This window comes from Roseococcus pinisoli (assembly GCF_018413645.1).
GTDB classification, from domain to species: domain Bacteria; phylum Pseudomonadota; class Alphaproteobacteria; order Acetobacterales; family Acetobacteraceae; genus Roseococcus; species Roseococcus pinisoli.
Genome location: NZ_JAHCDA010000002.1, coordinates 691,328 through 711,050, shown reverse-complemented (window position 1 = coordinate 711,050; position 19,723 = coordinate 691,328). Strand labels below are relative to the sequence as shown.

The 19,723-nt window shown below is 67.7% G+C and carries 20 protein-coding genes; 10 read left to right on the top strand and 10 right to left on the bottom strand.

What is annotated here, in order from left to right; translation table 11 throughout:
• Window positions 1-7: 7 nt before the first annotated feature.
• The 6 genes from KHU32_RS12090 to KHU32_RS12065 all read right to left on the bottom strand — a co-directional run bounded on the left by KHU32_RS12090 (window position 8) and on the right by KHU32_RS12065 (window position 6,380).
• Window positions 8-346 (bottom strand): bleomycin resistance protein, encoded by a 339-nt coding sequence (locus tag KHU32_RS12090; protein WP_347265557.1) that lies wholly within the window; start codon window positions 344-346, stop codon window positions 8-10.
• 29 nt (window positions 347-375) lie between these two features.
• Window positions 376-1,251, bottom strand: a complete 876-nt coding sequence (locus KHU32_RS12085) for a carbohydrate ABC transporter permease (protein ID WP_213670337.1) — start codon at window positions 1,249-1,251, stop codon at window positions 376-378.
• 63 nt (window positions 1,252-1,314) lie between these two features.
• Window positions 1,315-2,271 (bottom strand): carbohydrate ABC transporter permease, encoded by a 957-nt coding sequence (locus KHU32_RS12080; RefSeq protein WP_213670336.1) that lies wholly within the window; start codon window positions 2,269-2,271, stop codon window positions 1,315-1,317.
• Window positions 2,272-2,348: 77 nt separating this feature from the next.
• Complete coding sequence (locus KHU32_RS12075; protein ID WP_213670335.1) at window positions 2,349-3,671, bottom strand: ABC transporter substrate-binding protein; 1,323 nt, start codon at window positions 3,669-3,671, stop codon at window positions 2,349-2,351.
• Window positions 3,672-3,705: 34 nt separating this feature from the next.
• A complete protein-coding gene (locus tag KHU32_RS12070; protein ID WP_213670334.1) occupies window positions 3,706-4,752 on the bottom strand; it encodes an ABC transporter ATP-binding protein in 1,047 nt (348 codons plus the stop codon).
• Window positions 4,752-6,380 carry a thiamine pyrophosphate-requiring protein gene (locus tag KHU32_RS12065; protein ID WP_213670333.1) on the bottom strand — a complete coding sequence of 543 codons (1,629 nt, stop codon included), beginning with the start codon at window positions 6,378-6,380 and terminating at the stop codon, window positions 4,752-4,754. The genes KHU32_RS12070 and KHU32_RS12065 overlap by 1 nt, the downstream gene beginning before the upstream one ends.
• Window positions 6,381-6,486: 106 nt before the next feature.
• Between KHU32_RS12065 and KHU32_RS12060 the strand changes: the two genes are divergently transcribed.
• Both KHU32_RS12060 and KHU32_RS12055 read left to right on the top strand, forming a co-directional pair.
• Window positions 6,487-6,681 carry a hypothetical protein gene (locus tag KHU32_RS12060; RefSeq protein WP_213670332.1) on the top strand — a complete coding sequence of 65 codons (195 nt, stop codon included), beginning with the start codon at window positions 6,487-6,489 and terminating at the stop codon, window positions 6,679-6,681.
• On the top strand, window positions 6,678-8,054 hold the full coding sequence (locus KHU32_RS12055; protein WP_213670331.1) for an amidase: 1,377 nt from the start codon (window positions 6,678-6,680) through the stop codon (window positions 8,052-8,054). The genes KHU32_RS12060 and KHU32_RS12055 overlap by 4 nt, the downstream gene beginning before the upstream one ends.
• A gap of 69 nt (window positions 8,055-8,123) precedes the next feature.
• Here KHU32_RS12055 and rfbD read toward each other — a convergent pair whose 3' ends face one another.
• Genes rfbD through rfbB form a run of 4 tightly spaced genes read right to left on the bottom strand, consistent with a single transcriptional unit; the run spans window position 8,124 to window position 11,504 of the window.
• Window positions 8,124-9,008 (bottom strand): dTDP-4-dehydrorhamnose reductase, encoded by an 885-nt coding sequence (gene rfbD / locus KHU32_RS12050; protein WP_213670330.1) that lies wholly within the window; start codon window positions 9,006-9,008, stop codon window positions 8,124-8,126.
• A complete protein-coding gene (gene rfbC / locus KHU32_RS12045) occupies window positions 9,008-9,574 on the bottom strand; it encodes a dTDP-4-dehydrorhamnose 3,5-epimerase (RefSeq protein WP_249680983.1) in 567 nt (188 codons plus the stop codon). Before rfbC ends, rfbD begins: the two co-directional genes overlap by 1 nt.
• Window positions 9,571-10,452 carry a glucose-1-phosphate thymidylyltransferase RfbA gene (gene rfbA, locus KHU32_RS12040; RefSeq protein ID WP_213670329.1) on the bottom strand — a complete coding sequence of 294 codons (882 nt, stop codon included), beginning with the start codon at window positions 10,450-10,452 and terminating at the stop codon, window positions 9,571-9,573. The genes rfbC and rfbA overlap by 4 nt, the downstream gene beginning before the upstream one ends.
• A complete protein-coding gene (rfbB, locus tag KHU32_RS12035) occupies window positions 10,449-11,504 on the bottom strand; it encodes a dTDP-glucose 4,6-dehydratase (RefSeq protein WP_213670328.1) in 1,056 nt (351 codons plus the stop codon). The genes rfbA and rfbB overlap by 4 nt, the downstream gene beginning before the upstream one ends.
• A gap of 196 nt (window positions 11,505-11,700) precedes the next feature.
• Between rfbB and kdsA the strand changes: the two genes are divergently transcribed.
• The 8 genes from kdsA to KHU32_RS11995 all read left to right on the top strand — a co-directional run bounded on the left by kdsA (window position 11,701) and on the right by KHU32_RS11995 (window position 19,723).
• Window positions 11,701-12,534, top strand: coding sequence for a 3-deoxy-8-phosphooctulonate synthase (gene kdsA, locus KHU32_RS12030; protein WP_213670327.1), 834 nt, complete (start codon window positions 11,701-11,703; stop codon window positions 12,532-12,534).
• 186 nt (window positions 12,535-12,720) lie between these two features.
• Window positions 12,721-13,767 carry a sulfate ABC transporter substrate-binding protein gene (locus KHU32_RS12025; RefSeq protein WP_213670326.1) on the top strand — a complete coding sequence of 349 codons (1,047 nt, stop codon included), beginning with the start codon at window positions 12,721-12,723 and terminating at the stop codon, window positions 13,765-13,767.
• Window positions 13,768-13,772: 5 nt separating this feature from the next.
• Window positions 13,773-14,612 carry a sulfate ABC transporter permease subunit CysT gene (cysT, locus tag KHU32_RS12020; RefSeq protein ID WP_213670896.1) on the top strand — a complete coding sequence of 280 codons (840 nt, stop codon included), beginning with the start codon at window positions 13,773-13,775 and terminating at the stop codon, window positions 14,610-14,612.
• A complete protein-coding gene (gene cysW, locus KHU32_RS12015; protein ID WP_213670325.1) occupies window positions 14,609-15,457 on the top strand; it encodes a sulfate ABC transporter permease subunit CysW in 849 nt (282 codons plus the stop codon). The genes cysT and cysW overlap by 4 nt, the downstream gene beginning before the upstream one ends.
• The gene (locus tag KHU32_RS12010; protein ID WP_213670324.1) at window positions 15,454-16,554 is read left to right on the top strand and encodes a sulfate/molybdate ABC transporter ATP-binding protein; all 1,101 of its coding nucleotides are present in this window, start codon (window positions 15,454-15,456) and stop codon (window positions 16,552-16,554) included. The genes cysW and KHU32_RS12010 overlap by 4 nt, the downstream gene beginning before the upstream one ends.
• A gap of 179 nt (window positions 16,555-16,733) precedes the next feature.
• Window positions 16,734-17,276 carry an invasion associated locus B family protein gene (locus KHU32_RS12005; protein ID WP_213670323.1) on the top strand — a complete coding sequence of 181 codons (543 nt, stop codon included), beginning with the start codon at window positions 16,734-16,736 and terminating at the stop codon, window positions 17,274-17,276.
• A 116-nt stretch (window positions 17,277-17,392) separates the two neighbouring features.
• On the top strand, window positions 17,393-18,079 hold the full coding sequence (locus KHU32_RS12000) for a Fe2+-dependent dioxygenase (protein WP_213670322.1): 687 nt from the start codon (window positions 17,393-17,395) through the stop codon (window positions 18,077-18,079).
• A gap of 72 nt (window positions 18,080-18,151) precedes the next feature.
• A complete protein-coding gene (locus tag KHU32_RS11995; RefSeq protein ID WP_213670321.1) occupies window positions 18,152-19,723 on the top strand; it encodes an ABC transporter substrate-binding protein in 1,572 nt (523 codons plus the stop codon).

Genomic DNA, 19,723 nt, shown 5'->3' with positions numbered 1-19,723 from the left:
CCCCGCTTCAGCGGGCCGCCGTCCCGGTGCCCATGCCGAAGGTGAGCTGGTTGCCGTCAGGATCCACGACCGAGAAATCGCGCATCCCATAGGGACGGTCCTGAACCGGCACCGGAATTCGTGCACCCTTGGCCGCGAACCCGGCCTGCAGCGCATCCACCTCATCGACGAAGATCGCGACGGCACCGGCGCCGGGCCGACGTGTCGCCCGGTCTGCCGAGATGAGGTGCAGTTCCACCTGGTCGCGGCAGAGCCCCGCATAGAAGGGGGGCTCGCCGCATTCGAAGCTGATCTCGAAGCCGAGCACGTCACGGTAGTGGTGCAGGCTGGTCGTCATGTCCCGCACCACTAAAACCGTTGCCGCGCCCGTCAGCGTCACTCCTTCACCGCGCCGGTAAGGCTGCTGACGTAGTAGTCCACGAAGAACGAATAGAAGATCGCGACCGGCAGCGATCCCAGCAGCGATCCCGCCATGAGCGCGCCCCACTGATAGACGTCGCCCGTCACGAGCTCGGTGAGGATCGCGACCGGGACGGTCTTGTTCTGGCTGCTCTGGATGAAGGCGAGCGCGTAGATGAACTCGTTCCAGCTCAGGGTGAAGGAGAAGATGCCCGCGCTGATGAGCCCCGGTACCGCCAGCGGCAGTGTGATTTGGCGCAGGATCTGCAGGCGCGTCGCGCCGTCGATCAGCGCGCATTCCTCCAGCTCGTAGGGGATCGACTTGAAATAGCCGATCAGCAGCCAGGTGCAGAAGGGAATGAGGAAGGTCGGGTAGACCAGGATCAGGGCGAAGGGGCTGTCGAACAGGCCCAGCTGCACGACGATGGTCGCCAGCGGAATGAACAGGATCGACGACGGGACGAGATAGGCCAGATAGATGGCCAGGCCCACATACTGGCTTCCCCGGAACCGCAGGCGCTGGATCGCATAGGCCGCCAGCGTGCTGGCGAAGAGCGAGATGATGGTCGCGCCGATCGACACGCCCATCGTCGTCATGAGCCAGCGCGGATAGGCCGTCTCGAACAGCAGCTTGCGGATGTGCTGCAGCGTGGGCGAGGTGATCCAGAAAGGATTGTGGGTGGCGAAGTCGTAGAGCTCGCCGTCCGGTTTGAAAGCGGTGATCGCCATCCAATAGAACGGAAAGAGGAGGATGATCAGGAAGCAGGCCAGCGGCAGGTAGAGGACGACCATGCGCCGCGCACGGCTGTCCCACTGCATGGTCTCCGGCGCGGCGGTGGATGCATTGCTCATGGCGCGGTCCTCGCGGGAACGGTCAGAGGGAAGGGGGCGTCGGGGGCGAAGGAGCGGGCGTGATCAGTCATTGCCTTCTCCCTGCTGCCACTTGCGGCGTGCGAGCGCGAAGTAGCTGAAGAGCGTCGCGAAAACGAGGAAGGGGATCATCGATACCGCGATCGCCGCGCCCTCGCCGAGCTCGCCGCCGGGGATGCCGCGCTGGAAGGCGAGCGTGGCCAGCAGGTGCGTGGAATTCACCGGGCCGCCGCGCGTGATGGCGTAGACCAGCTGGAAGTCCGTGAAGGTGAAGATGATCGAGAAGGTCATCACGATCGCGAGGATCGGCAGCAGCATCGGGAAAGTGATGAAGCGGAACCGCTGCCAGGGCGTGGCGCCGTCCAGCAGCGCAGCCTCGTAGAGCGAGGGCGAGATCGTCTGCAGCCCGGCCAGCAGGGAGATCGCGACGAAGGGAATGCCGCGCCAGATATTGGCGGCGATGAGGGAGAAGCGCGCCGGCCATTCGCTGCCGATGAAGTCGATGTTCGTCGTGCGCCAGCCCAGTTCCTTGAACACGTAGCTGATGATCGAGAACTGCGGATCGTAGATCCACCAGAAGGCGATGGCGGAAAGCACCGTGGGCACAATCCAGGGCAGGAGGATGATCGCCCGCAGGATCGACTTGAACGGCAGGTGCTGGTTGAGCAGCAGCGCGAGCCAGAGGCCCAGCCCGAATTTCCCGATCGTGGCCACCGCCGTGTAGAAGACGCTGAAGAAAACGGCGCCCCAGAAGATCGGATCGGTGAACAGGAAGGTGAAATTCTCGAGCCCGACGAAGACGCCGCGGCGCCCGATCGTCGTGTCGGTGAAGGCCAGATAGATGCCGAGGCCAAGTGGATAGGTCAGGAAGACCGTCAGGAGGCCCAATGCCGGCAGCAGGCAGGCGAAGATCAGGAAGGCTTTGTTGTCGAAAACGCGCACCAGCAGACCCGGCTCGGGCCGGTTCTTGGACCAATGCGGCGTTGTGAGGGTGGCATCCATGGTCGAAGGGCTCCGTCTGGCCTGTTCCCGCGCGGCGGAGGCCGCGCGGGTCTGGGTGTGGGCTGGCGCCGGGGCGCTCAGCGTCGACGGAAGAACCGCGCCGCGCGCCGCTCCGCCTCACGGGCCGCGGCTTCGGGCGTGGCCTGGCCCGAAGCGACGGAAGCGCACATCTGGACCATGACGTAATCCGCCGTCGCGGCCGCAGAGGCCTCGCTGATCGGGCCCTGGTAGCCAAGCCAGAAGCCGCTATCCATGGTGTTTCGGAAGATCGAGACCTTGGGGTCGCCCTTCCAGGTCGCGCTGTCATTGTAGGCGTTCAGCGGCTGCGCCCAGTAGCCGAGATTGGCCTGCAGCCACGGGTCGTACTGCTCCGCCTCCATCAGGAAGGCGAGGAGTGCCTTCGAGGCATTCGGGAAGCGGCTGTGCTTGAAGACCATCCCGTTGAGCGTGAGGCCCGCCATCGGCGAGGTGCTGGCGATGCCCTTGGGCAGCAGCGAATGCTCGGTATCGGCCGCGATGGCCGCCGTAGCGGGATCGTTCTTCAACGCGAAATACAAAGAGACACCGTTCGCGGTGAGGAAGCACTCGTTGGAGGCATAGGCGCGATTGTTGCTGATGTCGCCCCAGGCCAGCGTGCCCGGGATGAAGGTCGGGTAGAGCTCCCGCAGGTAGTTCAGCGCCGCGATTGTCTCGCGGCTGTTGATGCCGACGCTGCCGTCCTCGTTCACGAGCTTGCCGCCATGCGACCAGACGAGCCAATTGGCGAAGCCGTTGCCGTCGCCCACCGCATTGCCGAGCGCGAAGCCGGCCGGCTTGCCGATGCGCTTCAGGCTCTGGCAGAGGCGCAGATAGCCGGCATGGTCGTCGGGGATGGATTCGAAGCCGGCCTCGTTCACCGCGGATTTCCGCCAGACGAGCGGGCCGCCGGATGCCCCGAAGGGAATGCCGATCCAGGACGTGCTGGCATTGCGGCGGCCATACCGTTCGGCTAGCGGCTTCCAGCCGCCATACTTGCTGCCGAGGTAATTCGCGATGTCGGTAAGATCGACCAGCTTATCCGCATAGACGTGCGGCGATTCATTGAAGCCGATGATGAGATCCGGCCCCGCGCCCGTATTGGCGGTGACGGCGGTCTGCTGCGCGATATCCTCCCAGCCGACGAAGTCGACCCGGACCTGGACGCCGGTCGCGGCGGTGAAGCGCGCGCAATTCGCGCGGAAGACGTCCTCGTCGGGCTGCACGAAGCGGACGGGACGGAGCATGCGCAGGCTGGCGCCCGCTTCCGGACGGAGTTCCAGCGGCGGAACATTGGCGGTCGGAATCTGGGCCAAAGCCTGGGTGGATGCGAGAGTCGTGGCGCCGATTGCCGCCAGTTCGCGGCGGGTGACGTTCGTGTTCATTTTTTTATACCTCCCTGTGATGCGATCTGAGCAGTTACATGCGGAGTCCGGTCCCCTTGTCGAAGAGGTGCGTCAGTGCCGCGGCCGGCAGGACGGGCATGATGTCGCCAGGCCTGGCCGAGATGCGCTCGCGGAAGACGCCGTTCACGGCGGTCTCGCCGATGCGCATCATCACCTGGGTCTCGCTGCCCATGGGCTCCACGAGAACCACGCGCGCCGGCATGCCATCACCCGCGAGGCGGAAATGCTCGGGGCGGATACCGTAGATGGCCGGGCCGTCGGGCGCCGGCTGCGCGGGCAGGGGCCAGCTCACGCCGTCGGGCGTGAGGAAGGCACCATTCTCGATGCGCCCTTCAAGCAGGTTCATCGCCGGACTGCCGATGAAGCCCGCGACGAAGACATTCGCCGGCCTGTCGTAGAGCTCGAGCGGCGGACCCGCCTGGCGGATATGGCCGAGCTCCATGACCACGATCTTGTCGGCCATGGTCATGGCCTCGATCTGGTCGTGCGTCACATAGACGGTCGTGACCCGCAGCCGCTGATGCAGCTCCCGGATCTCGGACCGCATCTGCACGCGGAGCTTGGCGTCCAGGTTGGACAGCGGCTCGTCGAAGAGGAAGACCTGCGGATCGCGCACGATCGCGCGACCCATGGCGACGCGCTGGCGCTGCCCGCCCGAGAGCTGCCGGGGATAGCGGTCCAGCAGCTGCTCGAGGCCCAGGATCTTCGCCGCGCGCTCCACCTCCCGTTGCATGACCTCCTTCGAGGCCTTGGCCAGCTTCATCGAGAAAGCCATGTTCTCGAAGACGGTCATGTGCGGGTAGAGCGCGTAGTTCTGGAACACCATCGCGATGTCCCGGTCTTTCGGCGGGACGGTGTTGACCACCTTCCCGCCGATGGCGATTTCGCCTCCGGAGATGTTCTCGAGACCTGCAAGCATGCGCAGCAACGTGGATTTGCCGCAGCCCGAGGGCCCGACGAGGACGACGAATTCGCCGTCCTCGATATCGACAGAAACACCATGCAGCACCGCGGTGCTGCCGAAAGCCTTACGTACGTCGCGGATCTCGACGCTCGCCATCAGAGTCTCGAAACCTGTGTTTCTTTGCAGGTGATGAATTCGAGCAGCACCGGGATACCCTCCTTGGTCTTGGCAATGCCACGCTGGATGGCGGGGATGATGTCTTCCACCTTCTCCACGCGCTCGCCGTAGCCACCGAAGGCGCGGGCCATCGCGGCATAGTCACCGCTGATGTCCGTGCTGCGGTACTTCTCGGTGCTGACAGGCATCACCTTCAGCTCGATCGCCATGGAGAAGTTGTTCAGAAGGATGGACATGATGGGGATGCGCTCGCGCACCGCCGTTTCGAAGTCCATGCCCGTGAAGCCGATGGCCGCGTCGCCCCACACGTTGATGCAGAGTTTGTCCGGCGCGGCGAGCTTGGCGCCCATCGCGAGGCCGAGGCCGTAGCCGAGCTGCGTCGTCTTGCCCCAGCCCAGGTAGGAGAGCGGCGTGCGTGACACCCAGAACGGCGTGAGCTGATCGCGCGGCGAGCCGGCGTCATGCGTGATGATCGTGTTGTCGACATCGACCGTGTTCCACAGGTCGCGCAGCACGCGATAGGGGTTCAGCGGCGAGTCATTGCAGTCACGCTTGGGCGCCCATTCGGCGAGCCAGGGCGCGCGAACGGCCTCGATCTCGTCCTGCACGGGCTTGTGCGGGCGCGCCTCCTTGATGAGGCCCTTCAGCTCGACCAGCAGCGCATCCATCACCAGGGCGGCGTCGCCGATCAGGCCGATCTCGCAGGGCTGGTCCTTCTCGAGGTGATCGGGGTCCAGCGTGGAGTGGATGATCTTGGGGCCCTTCGGCATCTTCGTGCCGAAATTGGTCTCCGTGAAGGAGCAGCCGATGCCGAAGATCACGTCCGCATTGTCGAGGAAGTGGCGGACCGGCTTCGAGATGGCGAGGCCGCAGGAGCCCAGCGCCAGCGGGTGATCCTCGGGGAAGGAGGACTTGCCGCCGAGGCTCGACGTCACGGCCGCGCCCAGCAGTTCGGCCAGCTCGCGCAGCTGCGGCCAGGCCTTCGCCCAATGCACGCCCGTGCCGGCGTAGATCACCGGGCGGCGCGCCTTGGCCAGCATCTCGGCCGCGCGCTTCACGTCGATCGGGTCCGGGCCGGAGCGCGTCTTGAGGACGGGCTCATAGGTCCAGTCCGCGGGCATCTCCTCGTTGAACATGTCCGTCGGGATCTCGACGACCACGGGGCCGCCGCGGCCGTTGCGCAGGCGCGCGAAGGCGCGGCGCATGATGGCCGGCACCTCGGCCGCGCTCATGATCGGCTCGGCCGACTTGGTGATGCCGCGCATCTGGATGGAGCTGTTGTAGTTCGGCGGCACATGCGCGATGCGGCGCGGATAGCCCATCGGCAGGACGAGCACGGGAATGCTCTCGCCGAAGCACTGGGCGACGCCGCCATAGGCGTTCTCAGCGCCCGGGCCGTGCTGCATGCAGAAGGCGCCCAGCTTGTCGGCGCTGGTCACGCGGCTGATGGCGTCCGCCATGTGCAGGCCGATGCGTTCCTGGCGCACCATGACGGGGCGGATATCGATCGCCGCGCAGTTCTCGATGAGGTGATTGACCGGATAGCCCGTGAGCACTTCGATGCCCTCGCGCTTCATGATTTCCGCGATCGCGTCGCCGACTTTCATTGTAGCACTCTACTCCCAAGAAATTTTCTGATCTCGAAGCTACTCTCCGCTTCGCACATGCTGCAAGCGTGGCACTCTATTTTGGCAAAACAGCTTAGGACGTTCCATGCCCGATATGCTTTCCCCCGAGCACCTGGCCGTGCTGCTGGCACAGGCGGGCATCTCGCTGCCGCCGGCGGAGGTGGAGGATCTGCGTCAGGCCCATGCCAAGGTGCTGGCGATGGCCGCCCTGTTGCGCGAGCCGGCGGTGCCGTTGGCCGCCGAGCCGGCCTTCACCTTCGCGACGGGAGAAGAGGCATGATCCCGACCATTGCGGAGGCTGCGCGTCTTATTGCTGCTAAGAAAGTCTCCCCCGTCGAGCTCACCCGGGACTGCCTGTCTCGAATCGCCAAGCGGAACGAGGAGCTCGCCGCCTTCATCCTCGTGACCGAGGAACGCGCGATGGCGGATGCGCGGGCGGCCGAGGAACGGCAGATGGCCGGGACGCTGAAGGGCAGGCTCGACGGCATCCCCATCGGCCACAAGGACATCTACACGACCGCCGGCATCGCCACGACGGGCCATTCCGCGCAGATGCAGGACCATGTGCCCGACAGCGACGCGGTCACCGTCACGAAATGGCGCGAGGCCGGCGTGGTGCTGCTGGGCAAACTCGCCACCCACGAATTCGCCTTCGGCGGCCCAAGCTTCGACCTGCCCTGGCCGCCCGCACGCAACCCCTGGGACACGGAGCGCTTCACGGCCGGCTCCTCCTCCGGAACGGCGGCGGCGGTGGCGGCCGGCCTGGTGCTGGGCGGCACGGGATCCGATACGGGCGGATCGATCCGCGGGCCGGCGGCGCTCTGTGGCATCGCGGGCATCAAGCCGACCTACGGCCTCTGCTCACGCCGCGGCATTCTTCCGCTCGCGCAGACGCTGGATCATGCGGGGCCGCTCGCCTGGACCACGGAGGATTGCGCGATCCTGCTGGAGGCGATGGCCGGGCACGATCCCGCCGATCCCGGCAGCGTCGACCGCCCGGCGCTGAAGCTCGATATCGAGCAGGACATGCGCGGACGCCGCATCGGCGTGATCCGGCATTTCCATGAGACGGACCACCGCGTCTCCGACGCCACGCTGCGCGGCATCGAGGAGAGCTGCGCGATCTTCCGCCGGCTGGGCGCCGAGATCGTGGACGTGAAGCTGCCGAGCCTGCAGGAGTTCAATGCCGCCGGCTGGCTCATCCTGATGGCCGAGGCCTGGGCGATCCACGAGAAATGGATGCGCGAGCGTCCGATGAAGTATAGCGAGGGCCTGCGCGGTCGTCTCGCGCTCGGCGGCCTGCTTTCCGCCGGGGACTATATCCAGGCACAGCGCAAGCGCCGCTCGCTCATCGAGCGGAGCTTCGCCGCGACGTCGGGCATCGACCTGCTGATCACCGCGGCCCAGCCCGGCGAGGCACCGAAAATCCGCGAAGTGTCGAAGTGGGCGAGCATCGAGAGGCCGGGCTTCACCATCCCGTTCAATCTCACCGGCTGGCCCGGCGTGACGGTGTGCACGGGCTTCGGTGAGGGCGGGCTGCCGGTGGCCGCTCAGCTTGTGGGGCATCCCTGGTCGGACAGCTTCGTGCTGGCCGCCGGACATGCCCTGGAACGGGAGAATGGCCATCGCGACAGGCGCCCGTTTGGCGTCTGATCTGGAGAGCCCGGTGACCTCGCGGTTACCGGGCGTCAGTTCTGAGGTCCTCGGCGCCGAGGCGCCGGGTCAGGCGTGCAGCGCCTTCATCACGCGATCCAGCCCTTGCTGCCAGCTGGGCAGCGCAACGCCGAAGGTCTCCCGCAGCTTGCTCCCCTCGGTGCGCCCATCCGTCGGGCGCACGGCCTTCACGGGGTATTCGTGCGTGGCGATCGGATGGACCTTCGGCTGCGGCCCGCCATAGGGCTGAGCCGCCGCGAAGATGGCTTCCGCAAAGCCATGCCAGGTCACCGATCCCGACGCCATGGCGTGGAAGACGCCGCGATACTGGGGCTGCCAGCCGGTCGCGCGAAGGCGGCCGAGCACGCCGGCGATCGCATCCGCAAGATCAGGTGCCGCGGTGGGATGGCCATGCTGGTCGGCCACCACGCGCAGCTCCGGGCGCGTGGCGCCCACCGCTAGCATGGTCTTCACGAAGTTCTTGCCGACCGGCGCGAAGACCCAGGCCGTGCGCAGCACCGTGGTCTGCGGGTTGCCGGCCAGCGCGGCCCATTCCCCGGCAAGCTTCGTGCGGCCATAGGCGCCGAGCGGGTTGGGTGCATCGGTCTCGACGTAGGGCGAGCCCTTCAGCCCGTCATAGACATAGTCCGTGCTGATCTGGACGAGCGGGATCGAGGCCTCGGCGCAAAGCTTCGCGAGGAGGGCAGGGCCCAGGGCGTTGGCGCGGAAGGCGCCGGCCTCGTCATCCTCGGCAGCATCGACGGCGGTCCAGGCGGCGCAGTTCACCACCGCATCGGGCTTGAGCTCCGCAAAATGCGCGGCGACCGTCCCGGGCTTGTCGAATTCGAATTCCGGCTGCCCGACCAGCAATGCCTCAAAGCCCTTGGCAGGCAGGCTGTCGGCCAGGCCGGTAGCAAGCTGGCCGCCCTTGCCGGTGACCAGGATGCGTCGCATCAGACCGATCCTTCGGGGAAGGGCGGGGCGATTTCGGCGAGGCGAGGTGCCACGCGATCCTTGTCGGACAGGACGGGACCGCCGGCCGGCAGGGACCAGTTGATGCCCAGGGCCGGATCGTCCCAGGCGATGCCGCCATCGGCCGCCGCATCGTACTCGGCATCGACCTTATAGAGAACCTCGGTGTCAGGCTCGAGCGTCAGGAACCCGTGCGCGAAGCCGCGCGGCACCCAGAGCTGCTGCCAGTTCTCCGCGGAAAGCTCGCAGGCAACGTGCTGGCCGTAGGTCGGGCTGCCCAGGCGGATATCGACCGCGACGTCGAGGATGCGCCCGCGCACCACGCGCACCAGCTTGCCCTGGGCCGAGGGCGGCCGCTGGAAATGCAGTCCGCGCAGCACGCCAACCTCGCGCGAGAGGCTGTGGTTGTCCTGCACGAACTCCACGTCGAAGCCCTGGCCCTTGAGTGCGCTGCGCTTCCAGACCTCGGAGAAGAAGCCCCGCGCGTCACCGAAGCGCTTCGGCTCGATCAGCAGCACCTCGGGGATGGATTGGGGCGTGACCTTCAAGCGAATTCTCCGTCGGCCAACTCAGTGAGGTATTGGCCATAGGCTGTTTTGCCGAGCGCCTTGCCGCGCGCGCGCAGTTCGTTGGCGGTGAGGAAGCCGCGGCGGAAACCGATCTCCTCGGGACAGCCGACCTGCAGGCCCTGCCGCTCCTGCACCGTCTGCACGAAAGTCGCGGCCTGGAGCAGGCTCGCGGGCGTGCCGGCATCGAGCCAGGCGCAGCCGCGGCCCAGCTGTTCCGCCCGCAGCGTGCCATCGCGCATATAGATCGCGTTGAGGTCGGTGATCTCCAATTCGCCGCGTGCCGAAGGCACGACCTGGCGGGCCAGCTCGGTGACGCGCTTGTCGTAGAAGTAGACGCCGATCACCGCCCAGTCGGACTTGGGGGCGGTGGGCTTCTCCTCCAGCGAAATGACGCGGCCGGTTTCATCGAACTCCGCCACGCCATATCGCTCCGGGTCGGCGACGCGATAGCCGAAGACGGTGGCCTCGCCCTCATGGGCGCGGGCCGCGGCGCTCAGCAGGCGTTCCGAGAGGCCCTCGCCGTAGATGATGTTGTCGCCCAGCGCCAAGGCGCAGGCCTCGCCGCCGATCCAGTCGGCGCCGATTACGAAGGCCTGGGCCAGGCCATCAGGCGAGGGCTGCTCGGCGTAGGAAAGCTTCACGCCGAAGGCGCTGCCGTCACCCAGCAGGCGCTTGAAGCTCGGCAGATCGGCCGGCGTCGAGATCAGCAGGATGTCGCGGATGCCGGCGAGCATCAGCGTGCCCAGCGGATAATAGACCATCGGCTTGTCGTAGACCGGAAGGAGCTGCTTGCTCGCCGCCAGGGTCATCGGGTGCAGCCGGGTGCCGGAGCCGCCGGCGAGGATGATGCCCTTCATTTGCTGTTCCCCAGCCTTTGTCCTGCATAGGCCTTGTCGCGGATGGGCCGCCACCACGCCTCGTTGTCGAGATACCAGCGGATGGTGTGCTCCAGCCCGTCCTCAAAGCCATGGCGAGGTCTCCAACCGAGGGCGTCTTCCGCACCCGATGGGTCCATCGCATAGCGAAAGTCGTGGCCTGGCCGGTCACGGACATAGGTGATGAGGCGTTCGCGCGGGCCGGCGGGATCGGGGCGCAGGCGGTCGAGCACGGCGCAGATGCCCTTCACCACCTCGAGGTTCGTGCGCTCCTGCCGGGGGCCAATGCAATAGGTGGCGCCCGGCGTGCCGTTCAGAAGTGCCAGCACCAGTGCCTCGGCATGATCCTCGACATGCAGCCAGTCGCGGACATTGGTGCCCTCGCCGTAGACGGGGAGCGGCTTGCCCTCCAGCGCGTTCAGCGTGACGAGCGGGATCAGCTTCTCGGGGAACTGCCAGGGGCCGTAATTGTTCGTCGTGTTGGAGACGAAGGACGGAAACCCGTAGGTGTGGTTCCAGGCGCGGACCAGATGATCCGAGGCTGCCTTGCTGGCCGAGTAAGGGCTGCGCGGGTCGTAGGGCGTCTCGGGCGTGAAGGGGGCGTCGCCCGGGTAGAGCGAGCCGAAGACCTCGTCGGTGGAGACGTGGTGGAAGCGGAAGGCGGCCTTGGCCTCTCCCTCCAGCGTGTTCCAGTACTCGCGCGCGGCTTCCAGCAGCACCTGCGTGCCGACGACGTTCGTCCGAATGAACTCCGCCGGCCCATCGATGGAACGATCCACATGGCTCTCGGCCGCAAGATGCATCACTGCCCTCGGCCGGTGCGTGGCGAAGGCCGCGCGCATCGCCTCCACGTCGCAGATATCGGCCTTAATGTGGACATGGCGCGGATCGCCCGCATGCATGCCGAGCGTGGCCGGCGTGGCCGCGTAGGTCATCTTGTCGATATTGACGACCGCATGGTCGGTCGCCGTCAGAAGACGGCGCACGACGGCGGAGCCGATGAAGCCAAACCCACCCGTGATAAGAAGCGTCAAGGTGCCCCCGAAAGCATTGGCCTGCAAACATCGGCGGTTAACCGCCTTTGTGGGGTGGGTCAAGAAATGGGCCGCGAGGGCGGGCGGAGTGGGCCGAGGTGAGCGGCCGTCATGCCGCCATGGGAGAGGTGCCATGTCGCGGTTGGCGCCGGGCGCGGCTGCCCCTACACAGCAGGCCTCTCTTGAGGATTTCCGCATGCAAGACGTCGACGTCGCCATCGGCCCTGTCACTCTCGGCAACCGCCGGCCGCTCGCGCTCATCGCCGGCCCCTGCCAGATGGAAAGCCGCGCCCATGCGCTGGAGACGGCCTCGGCCCTGAAGGAGATCGCGGTGCGCCGTGGGCTCGGGCTGATCTACAAAACCTCCTACGACAAGGCGAACCGCACCTCGGCCAAGGCGGCGCGCGGTATCGGCCTCGACAAGGCGCTGGAGGTCTTCGCCGAGATCCGCGAGACGCTCGGCCTGCCGGTGCTGACCGACGTGCACGATGCCGCGCAATGCGCACCCGTGGCCGAGGCGGTGGACGTCCTGCAGATCCCGGCCTTCCTGTGCCGCCAGACGGACCTGCTGCTGGCTGCCGCGGCCACGGGGCGCGTGGTGAACATCAAGAAGGGCCAGTTCCTCGCGCCGTGGGACATGAAGAATGCTGCGGCCAAGGTGACGGGCGCGGGCAACCCGCGCGTGCTCCTGACCGAGCGTGGCGCTTCCTTCGGCTACAACACCCTGGTCAGCGACATGCGCGCGCTGCCCATCATGGCGCGCGACACGGGCCTGCCCATCGTCTTTGACGCCACGCATTCGGTGCAGCAGCCGGGCGGGCAGGGGACTTCCTCGGGCGGGCAGCGCGAATTCGTGGAGACCCTGGCGCGCGCGGCCGTGGCCGTGGGCGTCGCCGCCGTCTTCATCGAGACCCACGAGGACCCGGACAACGCCCCCTCCGACGGGCCCAACATGGTGCCGCTAAAGGATTTCGAGGCGCTGGTCGGGCGGCTGCAGGCCATCGACGCGCTGGTGAAGGGCTGGGGCTGACCCGTTTTCGGGGGGTGGTCAGTCGGTATCCTACTGATCTGTAAATGATAATGCCGGGGAGCGCAGGCTCCTCGGTGCCACAGGCTAGCCGGGCCTTGTGATGGAGGGCAGGACGGACCACGTCCACTAATCAGTAAAGCAACGATCGGGCAGCCAAGGGCTGCGACGGCCTTGGAGAGGTGACACATGCCCCTTCTCGAACACCGCCGGACCGCCTCCGCTCCCCTTGATCTCGGTCGCCGCGCGGCGCTGGCGCTTCCAATTGCCTTCCTGGCGAAGGGCGCAACCGCCCAGTCCGCGCAGACCCTCCTGAATGTCTCCTACGATCCGACGCGCGAACTGTATCGCGAGTACAACACGCTCTTCGCCGCCTCGTGGCGCACGCGGACCGGCCAGACCCTACGGGTCAATTCCTCCCATGGCGGCTCCGGCCGGCAGGCCCGGTCCGTCATCGATGGGCTGCAGGCGGATGTCGTGACCCTGGCCCTGGCTTACGATGTGGATGAGATCGCTGCGCGCGGCCTCATCGCCGCCGACTGGATCGGGCGGCTGCCGCATAACAGCGCCCCTTACACCAGCACCATCGTCTTCCTCGCCCGCAAAGGGAACCCGAAGAACCTGCGCGACTGGCCGGATCTGATGCGCGAGGGCGTCTCGGTCATCACGCCCAATCCGAAGACCTCCGGCGGAGCGCGGTGGAACTACCTGGCCGCCTGGGCCTGGGCGAAGCGGCAGCCCGGCGGCAGTGATGCCACGGCCGAGGAGGCCCTGACACGGCTCTTCCGCAACGTGCCGGTGCTCGACACCGGCGCGCGCGGCTCCCTCACGACTTTCGCACAGCGCACGCAGGGCGACGTCCTGCTCGCCTGGGAGAACGAGGCGCATCTCGCCTTTCAGGAATTCGGGACCGACCGGTTCGAGATCGTCTACCCCCCGCTTTCCATCCTGGCGGAACCCTCGGTCGCGGTGGTCGACCGCAACGTGGACCGGCGCGGCACCCGGGCCGCGGCGGAGGCCTATCTCCAGGGGCTGTTCGCTGCCGAAGGCCAGGCCCTCGTCGCGAAACACTTCTACCGGCCGCGAGACGAGGCTGTCCTCGCCGCCAATGCCACGCGATTCCCGGCGATGGAGCTCGTGACCGTGGATCGGGAATTCAGCGGCTGGGCGCAGGCCCAGCGTATTCACTTCAGCGACGGCGGGACCTTCGACCGCATCGGCCGGGCTGTCCGGTGAGCGCGATGCTGCTCACGGGGTGGCGGCCCGCCAATACCGCCATCCCGGGTTTCCGGCTTTCGCTGGGCGTGACTTTGGCCTGGCTGGGGATCGTGGTGCTCATCCCGCTCTCCGCCCTCGCGCTGCGGCCCTGGGAGCTCGGCGTGATGGGCGTCTGGCGGTCCCTGGCCGACGAGCGGGTCGTCGCCGCGTTGACGCTCTCCTTCTCGGCGGCGCTCGCGGCTGCGGCGATCTGCCTGCCGCTGGGGTTGTTGCTGGCCTGGGCGCTCGTCCGCCTGCGTTTTCCCGGGCGCGGTTTGCTGGACGCGGCGATGGATCTGCCCTTTGCCCTGCCCACCGCCGTCGCCGGCATCGCCCTGACCGCCCTCTTCGCACCGAATGGCTGGCTGGGGACGCCGCTCGCCGAGCTCTTCGGCTGGAAGGTGGCCTTCACGCCCGCCGGGGTGGTGGTGGCACTGGTCTTCGTGGGGCTGCCCTTCATCGTCCGCACGGTGGAGCCGGTCCTGCGCGACATGGGCGACGAGGCCGAGGAGGCCGCGGCGACGCTCGGCGCCACGCGACCGCAGACGCTGCTCCGCGTGGTTCTGCCGGCGCTCCTGCCCGCGCTGCTCACCGGCTTCGCTTTGGCCTTCGCCCGCGCGGTCGGTGAATACGGCAGTGTGATCTTCATCGCGGGCAACCTGCCGATGGTGAGCGAGATCGCGCCGCTGCTCATCGTCATCCGGCTGGAGCAGTTCGACTATGCCGGTGCGGCCGCCGTTGGTTTGGCGATGCTGGTGATCTCCTTTGCCATCCTGCTCGCGCTCAATCTCGTGCAGCGCCGCCTGCGCCGGGGGCGGCAATGAGCGCGCGGGCCTTCCGGCGGGCGGGGCAGGATGCGCGCTGGATCGACTGGCTCGTCGGCGGCGCCGCCATTGCCGTCGCGGTGCTGTTGCTGGGGCTGCCGCTCGCCGCCGTCTTCGTCGAGGCGCTGCGCCGCGGCTGGCCGGTCGTGCAGTCAACGCTTTCCGACCCGGACACGATCGCGGCCATTCGCCTCACGCTTCTCGTCGCCGCCATCACCGTGCCCGTGAACCTGGTGGGTGGCCTCGCCGCCGCCTGGTGCGTCGCCAAGCATGACTTCCCGGGAAAGCGCCTGATGGTGACGCTGATCGAACTTCCCTTTTCGGTCTCCCCGGTGATCGCGGGCCTCGTCTTCGTGCTGATGTTCGGCGCCCAGGGTTGGTTCGGCACCTGGCTGCAGGCGCGCGACATCCAGATCATCTTCGCGCTGCCCGGCCTCGTGCTCGCGACCGTCTTCGTCACCTTTCCCTTCGTCGCCCGCACCGTGCTGCCGCTGATGATGGAACAGGGGCGGGAGGAGGAGGAAGCCGCCGCCACGCTCGGCGCCAACGGGCTGCAGACCTTCGTGCGCGTGACGCTGCCCAATGTGAAATGGGCCCTGCTGGCCGGCGTGCTGCTCTGCAACGCGCGGGCCATGGGTGAGTTCGGAGCCGTATCGGTGGTGTCCGGCCATATCCGGGGGGAGACCAATACCATGCCCTTGCATGTTGAGATCCTCTACAACGAATATCAGTTCGCCGGCGCCTTCGCGGTTGCGGCGGCGCTGGCCTTGCTGGGCGTGGTGACGCTTCTGGCCAAAACGGCACTGGAGCGCGTCTCGGGCTGCCGGATGCGGGAGGGACGATGACCGTCGAGGCGAAGGACGTCGAACGCCGCTTCGGGCCGATGGCGGCGCTCCAGGGCATTTCGGTTCGGCTGCAGCCGGGCGAATTCGTCGCGCTGCTGGGCCCTTCCGGCTCGGGCAAGACGACGCTGCTGCGCATCCTGGCGGGCCTCGATACGGCGGATGCGGGGACGGTGCGGATCGGCGGCCGGGACATGGCCGGCGTGCCGGCCCGCCATCGCCGGATCGGTGTCGTTTTCCAGAACTACGCCCTGTTCCGTCACATGACGGTCTTCGAGAATGTGGCCTTCGGCCTGCGCGTCCGGCCACGCGCGGAACGGCCCTACGAGGCGGAGCTCAAGGCGCGCGTACTTCGGCTGCTCGAGCTCGTGCAGATCCCTGACCTGGCGAACCGATATCCCGAGCAGATTTCAGGTGGCCAGCGGCAGCGCGCGGCTTTGGCGCGCGCACTGGCGATCGAGCCGGAGCTGCTGCTGCTGGACGAGCCCTTCGGCGCGCTCGATGCCGTCGTCCGGAAGGATGTGCGCCGCTGGCTGCGGGGGCTGCACGAACAGCTGGGCATCACCTCGCTCCTGGTCACCCACGATCAGGAGGAGGCGATGGAGATGGCTGACCGCATCGCCGTCATGGACCGCGGCAGGATCGCGCAATTCGCTTCGCCGCGAGACCTGCTGGATGCGCCGGCCAGTGCTTTCGTCGCCGGCTTCGTGGGCGAGGCGACGCGCATACCCTGCATCGTCGAGAGCGGCATCGCCCGCTTCGCCGAGCCTGGCTTTGATCTCTTGCATGCGGCTCTTCCGGATGGGCCTGCCCATGCCTTCGTCCGGCCTGCCGACGTCCGGGCCGAAGCCGGTGTGAGCGCGGTGGTCCGTGCGCGCCTCGGGGGCGGGGGCACCCGGCTGCTGGTCGAGGTGGGTGGCCGCAGCCTGGAGGCCGAGACGGCCCCCGGCGCCGATCAGCTGGATCGTGGTGCGCCTTGCCGGATCAGTCTGCGCGGGGCCTGGATCTTCGCCGAGACGGGAGAGCGGGCGCGGGGCCTGCCTCTGGGCGCGCCGCCGCGGCTGCGCAGCTACACCGGGGGCCTGTCGACCGACGGATAAGGCGGAGCGGCGGACACCCAGCCGCTGCTGCCCGTGACCGCCAATGCCCGGTCCAAATCCGTCGGCTGGCGCACAGCGGCGGTTGTGGCAGGCTGCGTGCGCTCCCTCAGAAGGCCGTGCCGATGTCCTTGTCATCCTGCTGCCCGCCCCTCGCTTCGGCGGCATCGGTTCCTGTGGCGATGCGCGCCATTCTCGCGGTCACCCTGGCGGCGACCTTCATCAGCCCGGCCCTGGCCCAGCGGCCCACGCCATCCAGGCCGGCGCCGGCGGCGACGACACCCGCCGAACCGCAGAGCACCACCGCCAGCTTCGGCGACTGGACGCTCCGATGCCAGCGCCCGGAAGGGCAGCCGCAAACCTGCGAGATCGGGCAGACCCTGCTTTCCTCCGGCCGGCCCGTCGCGCAATTCGCGATCGGGCGTCCGGCGGCGGGGGAGGCCCTGCGCCTGACCTTCGTCGTGATGCCGAACCTTTCGCTGGAAGCGCTGCCGCGCCTCATGCCGCCCAGCGGAACCGATCCCTTGATGGAGCTGGCCTGGCGCCGTTGCTTTGCCGGCGGCTGCCTGGCCGATGTCGAGGTGACGGCTCCGCTGATCGCGCAGCTCCGGGCCCAGACTGAACCGGGGCGCCTGATCTTCGCCGATTCCGCGCGGCGCGAGACGACGCTGCCATTCTCGCCGAACGGGTTGGCATCGGCCCTCGACGCGCTCGGGCAGAACTAGCCCCGGCCGTATCCGGGCGTGGGGGGATATCCCGCACCATGGCGGCCCCCTGTAAATGGGACCTTCCTGGCGTAGACTGGGGCGCCTGGTCGGGCCAGCCACAGAGGAAGTCACGGATGCTCGTCACGATCCCCCAAGTTCTCTCGCGGGAAGAGGTCGCGCATTGCCGGCAGATCCTCGAGGCCGCCGCCTGGGCCGATGGTCGCGCCACCGCGGGCGAGCAATCCGCCCAGGTGAAGTTCAACCTGCAGATACCCGAGGCCAGCCCGGCGGCACGCGAGCTCGGCGACGTCGTCCTGCGCGCCCTTGGCCGCAACGCCATGTTCACCTCGGCCGCGCTGCCCTTCCGCGTCTATCCGCCGATGTTCAACCGCTATGACCTCGGCATGAAGTTCGGCGCGCATGTGGACAATGCCATCCGCGTGGTCCCGAACGCCGGCGGCTTCCGCATGCGGGCCGACATCTCCTCCACGCTCTTTCTCACCGATCCCTCGGAATATGATGGCGGCGAGCTGGTGGTCGAGGACACCTACGGCAGCCAGACGGTGAAGCTCGAGGCGGGCTCCATGGTGGTCTATCCGGCGACGAGCCTGCACCATGTGACAGAGATCACGCGCGGCAGCCGCTGGTCCTGCTTCTTCTGGTCGCAGTCGATGGTGAAGGATGACGGGCAGCGGAGCTTCCTCCACGAGATGGACCTCGCGATCATCCGGCTCCGCCAGGAGCTCCCCGACAATCATCCCAGCGTGCTGACGCTGACCGGCGGCTACCACAATCTGCTGCGGCGCTGGACGGAGATCTGACCCGCAGCGGTAGGGCTGGACACTGACCTTGCCGGATTGTCATTCTTTGGGGCCCATCCTTCGGAGAATGACATGTGGTTCCGGACTGCCCGCGCCGCCCGCGCGGGCCTCGTCGCGCTGACCCTTGCCGGCGCGATGGCCTCCGCCGGCGCGACGACCTTCACCTGGTCCACGGCGAACGACATCCTCGGCCTCGACCCGCATGCCAACAACCATGGCGTGACCAACGCCATGAAGAGCAACATCTACGAGCCCCTGGTCCGCCGGGAGGCCGATGGCTCGCTGGCGCCCGCGCTGGCCGAGCGGTGGGAGATGACGAGCCCGACCGTCTGGCGCTTCCATCTGCGCCATGGCGTGCGCTTCCACGGCGGCGAAGCCTTCACGGCCGCCGACGTGGTTCATAGCCTGGAGCGGGTGCGGCAGAACGACATGGCCTACACGGTCCAGTCCGTCGCCGCCGCGCGCGTGGTGGACGACCACACGCTCGAGCTCGAGACGCGCGGGCCCAATCCGGTTCTGCTGCAGGATCTGACGCTCTTCTTCGTCATGAGCCGGGATTGGATCGAGGCCAATAATGCCTTCGCGGTGGCGCGGTCCGGCCAGCCGGGTGCCACTTCCACCTTCGTGCAGCGGAACGCCAACGGGACCGGCCCTTTCCGGATCCTGGAGCGGCTGCCCGACGAGCGCACCGTGCTCGTTCCCAACCCCGACTACCGCGAGAACTACAATACGGGCATCACCCGCGCGGTCTTCCGGCCTGTCGCCAGCGCACCGACGCGCGTGGCGGCGCTGCTCTCGCGCGAGCTCGACCTGATGTACCACGTGCCGCTGCAGGACATTCCGCGCATCCAGAGCACGCCGGGCATCCGGCTCATGCAGGGGGCCACCGCGCGCACCATCTACCTCGGCATGGACGTGGCGCGGGCCGAGCTCCTCGACCAGCCGGGCACGCCCAATCCGATGCGGGACGTGCGCGTCCGCCGGGCCATGTACCAGGCGATCGACATGGAGACGATCGGCCGGGTGGTGCTGCGCAACTCCACCACCGCCTCCGGCCTGCCGATCGGGCCGGCGGTGACCGGCTTCGACCCGGCGGCCAATGAGCGGCTGCGCTTCGATCCGCCGGCGTCGCGCCGCCTGCTGGCAGAGGCCGGCGTGGCCAATTTCCGGCTCACGCTCGGTTGTCCCAACAACCGCTACGTGAACGACGAGGCGATCTGCCAGTCCGTGGTCGCCATGCTCCAGCGCGTCGGCATCCAGGCGCGGCTGGACGCGATGCCCCTGGGCCGCTTCCTGCAGCGCGGCGCGAACAAGGAGTTCCAGTTCTGGATGCTGGGCTGGACTGCGGGCAATTTCGACATCACCAATCCGGGCCGCGAATTGCTGGGCGAGGGGTCCTTCAACTGGGGGGGCTTCTCGGATCCCCGGATGGAGCAGCTGCTGGGGCAGATCGGCGTGGAGACGGATCCGGCGAAGCGCCAGGAGCTTTCGCGCGCCTACTGGGCCCGCTTCCGCGAGCTGCTGCCGCTGATTCCGCTGCACCAGGAGCCGCAGATGTTCGGCGTGCGGGAGACGGTGGCGGCGTTCCAGATGCGGGTCAGCGAGGATCTGGAGCTCCGGGGCGTCCGCATGCGGGCGCCGTGA

Excerpts from the sequence above, each read along its gene's own strand:
- KHU32_RS12085 (WP_213670337.1), bottom strand. The coding sequence starts at position 1,251 with ATGAGCAATGCATCCACCGCCGCGCCGGAGACCATGCAGTGGGACAGC.
- KHU32_RS12080 (WP_213670336.1), bottom strand. The coding sequence starts at position 2,271 with ATGGATGCCACCCTCACAACGCCGCATTGGTCCAAGAACCGGCCCGAG.
- KHU32_RS12075 (WP_213670335.1), bottom strand. The coding sequence starts at position 3,671 with ATGAACACGAACGTCACCCGCCGCGAACTGGCGGCAATCGGCGCCACG.
- KHU32_RS12070 (WP_213670334.1), bottom strand. The coding sequence starts at position 4,752 with ATGGCGAGCGTCGAGATCCGCGACGTACGTAAGGCTTTCGGCAGCACC.
- KHU32_RS12065 (WP_213670333.1), bottom strand. The coding sequence starts at position 6,380 with ATGAAAGTCGGCGACGCGATCGCGGAAATCATGAAGCGCGAGGGCATC.
- KHU32_RS12060 (WP_213670332.1), top strand. The coding sequence starts at position 6,487 with ATGCCCGATATGCTTTCCCCCGAGCACCTGGCCGTGCTGCTGGCACAG.
- KHU32_RS12055 (WP_213670331.1), top strand. The coding sequence starts at position 6,678 with ATGATCCCGACCATTGCGGAGGCTGCGCGTCTTATTGCTGCTAAGAAA.
- rfbD (WP_213670330.1), bottom strand. The coding sequence starts at position 9,008 with ATGCGACGCATCCTGGTCACCGGCAAGGGCGGCCAGCTTGCTACCGGC.
- rfbA (WP_213670329.1), bottom strand. The coding sequence starts at position 10,452 with ATGAAGGGCATCATCCTCGCCGGCGGCTCCGGCACCCGGCTGCACCCG.
- kdsA (WP_213670327.1), top strand. The coding sequence starts at position 11,701 with ATGCAAGACGTCGACGTCGCCATCGGCCCTGTCACTCTCGGCAACCGC.
- KHU32_RS12025 (WP_213670326.1), top strand. The coding sequence starts at position 12,721 with ATGCCCCTTCTCGAACACCGCCGGACCGCCTCCGCTCCCCTTGATCTC.
- cysT (WP_213670896.1), top strand. The coding sequence starts at position 13,773 with ATGCTGCTCACGGGGTGGCGGCCCGCCAATACCGCCATCCCGGGTTTC.
- cysW (WP_213670325.1), top strand. The coding sequence starts at position 14,609 with ATGAGCGCGCGGGCCTTCCGGCGGGCGGGGCAGGATGCGCGCTGGATC.
- KHU32_RS12010 (WP_213670324.1), top strand. The coding sequence starts at position 15,454 with ATGACCGTCGAGGCGAAGGACGTCGAACGCCGCTTCGGGCCGATGGCG.
- KHU32_RS12005 (WP_213670323.1), top strand. The coding sequence starts at position 16,734 with ATGCGCGCCATTCTCGCGGTCACCCTGGCGGCGACCTTCATCAGCCCG.
- KHU32_RS12000 (WP_213670322.1), top strand. The coding sequence starts at position 17,393 with ATGCTCGTCACGATCCCCCAAGTTCTCTCGCGGGAAGAGGTCGCGCAT.
- KHU32_RS11995 (WP_213670321.1), top strand. The coding sequence starts at position 18,152 with ATGTGGTTCCGGACTGCCCGCGCCGCCCGCGCGGGCCTCGTCGCGCTG.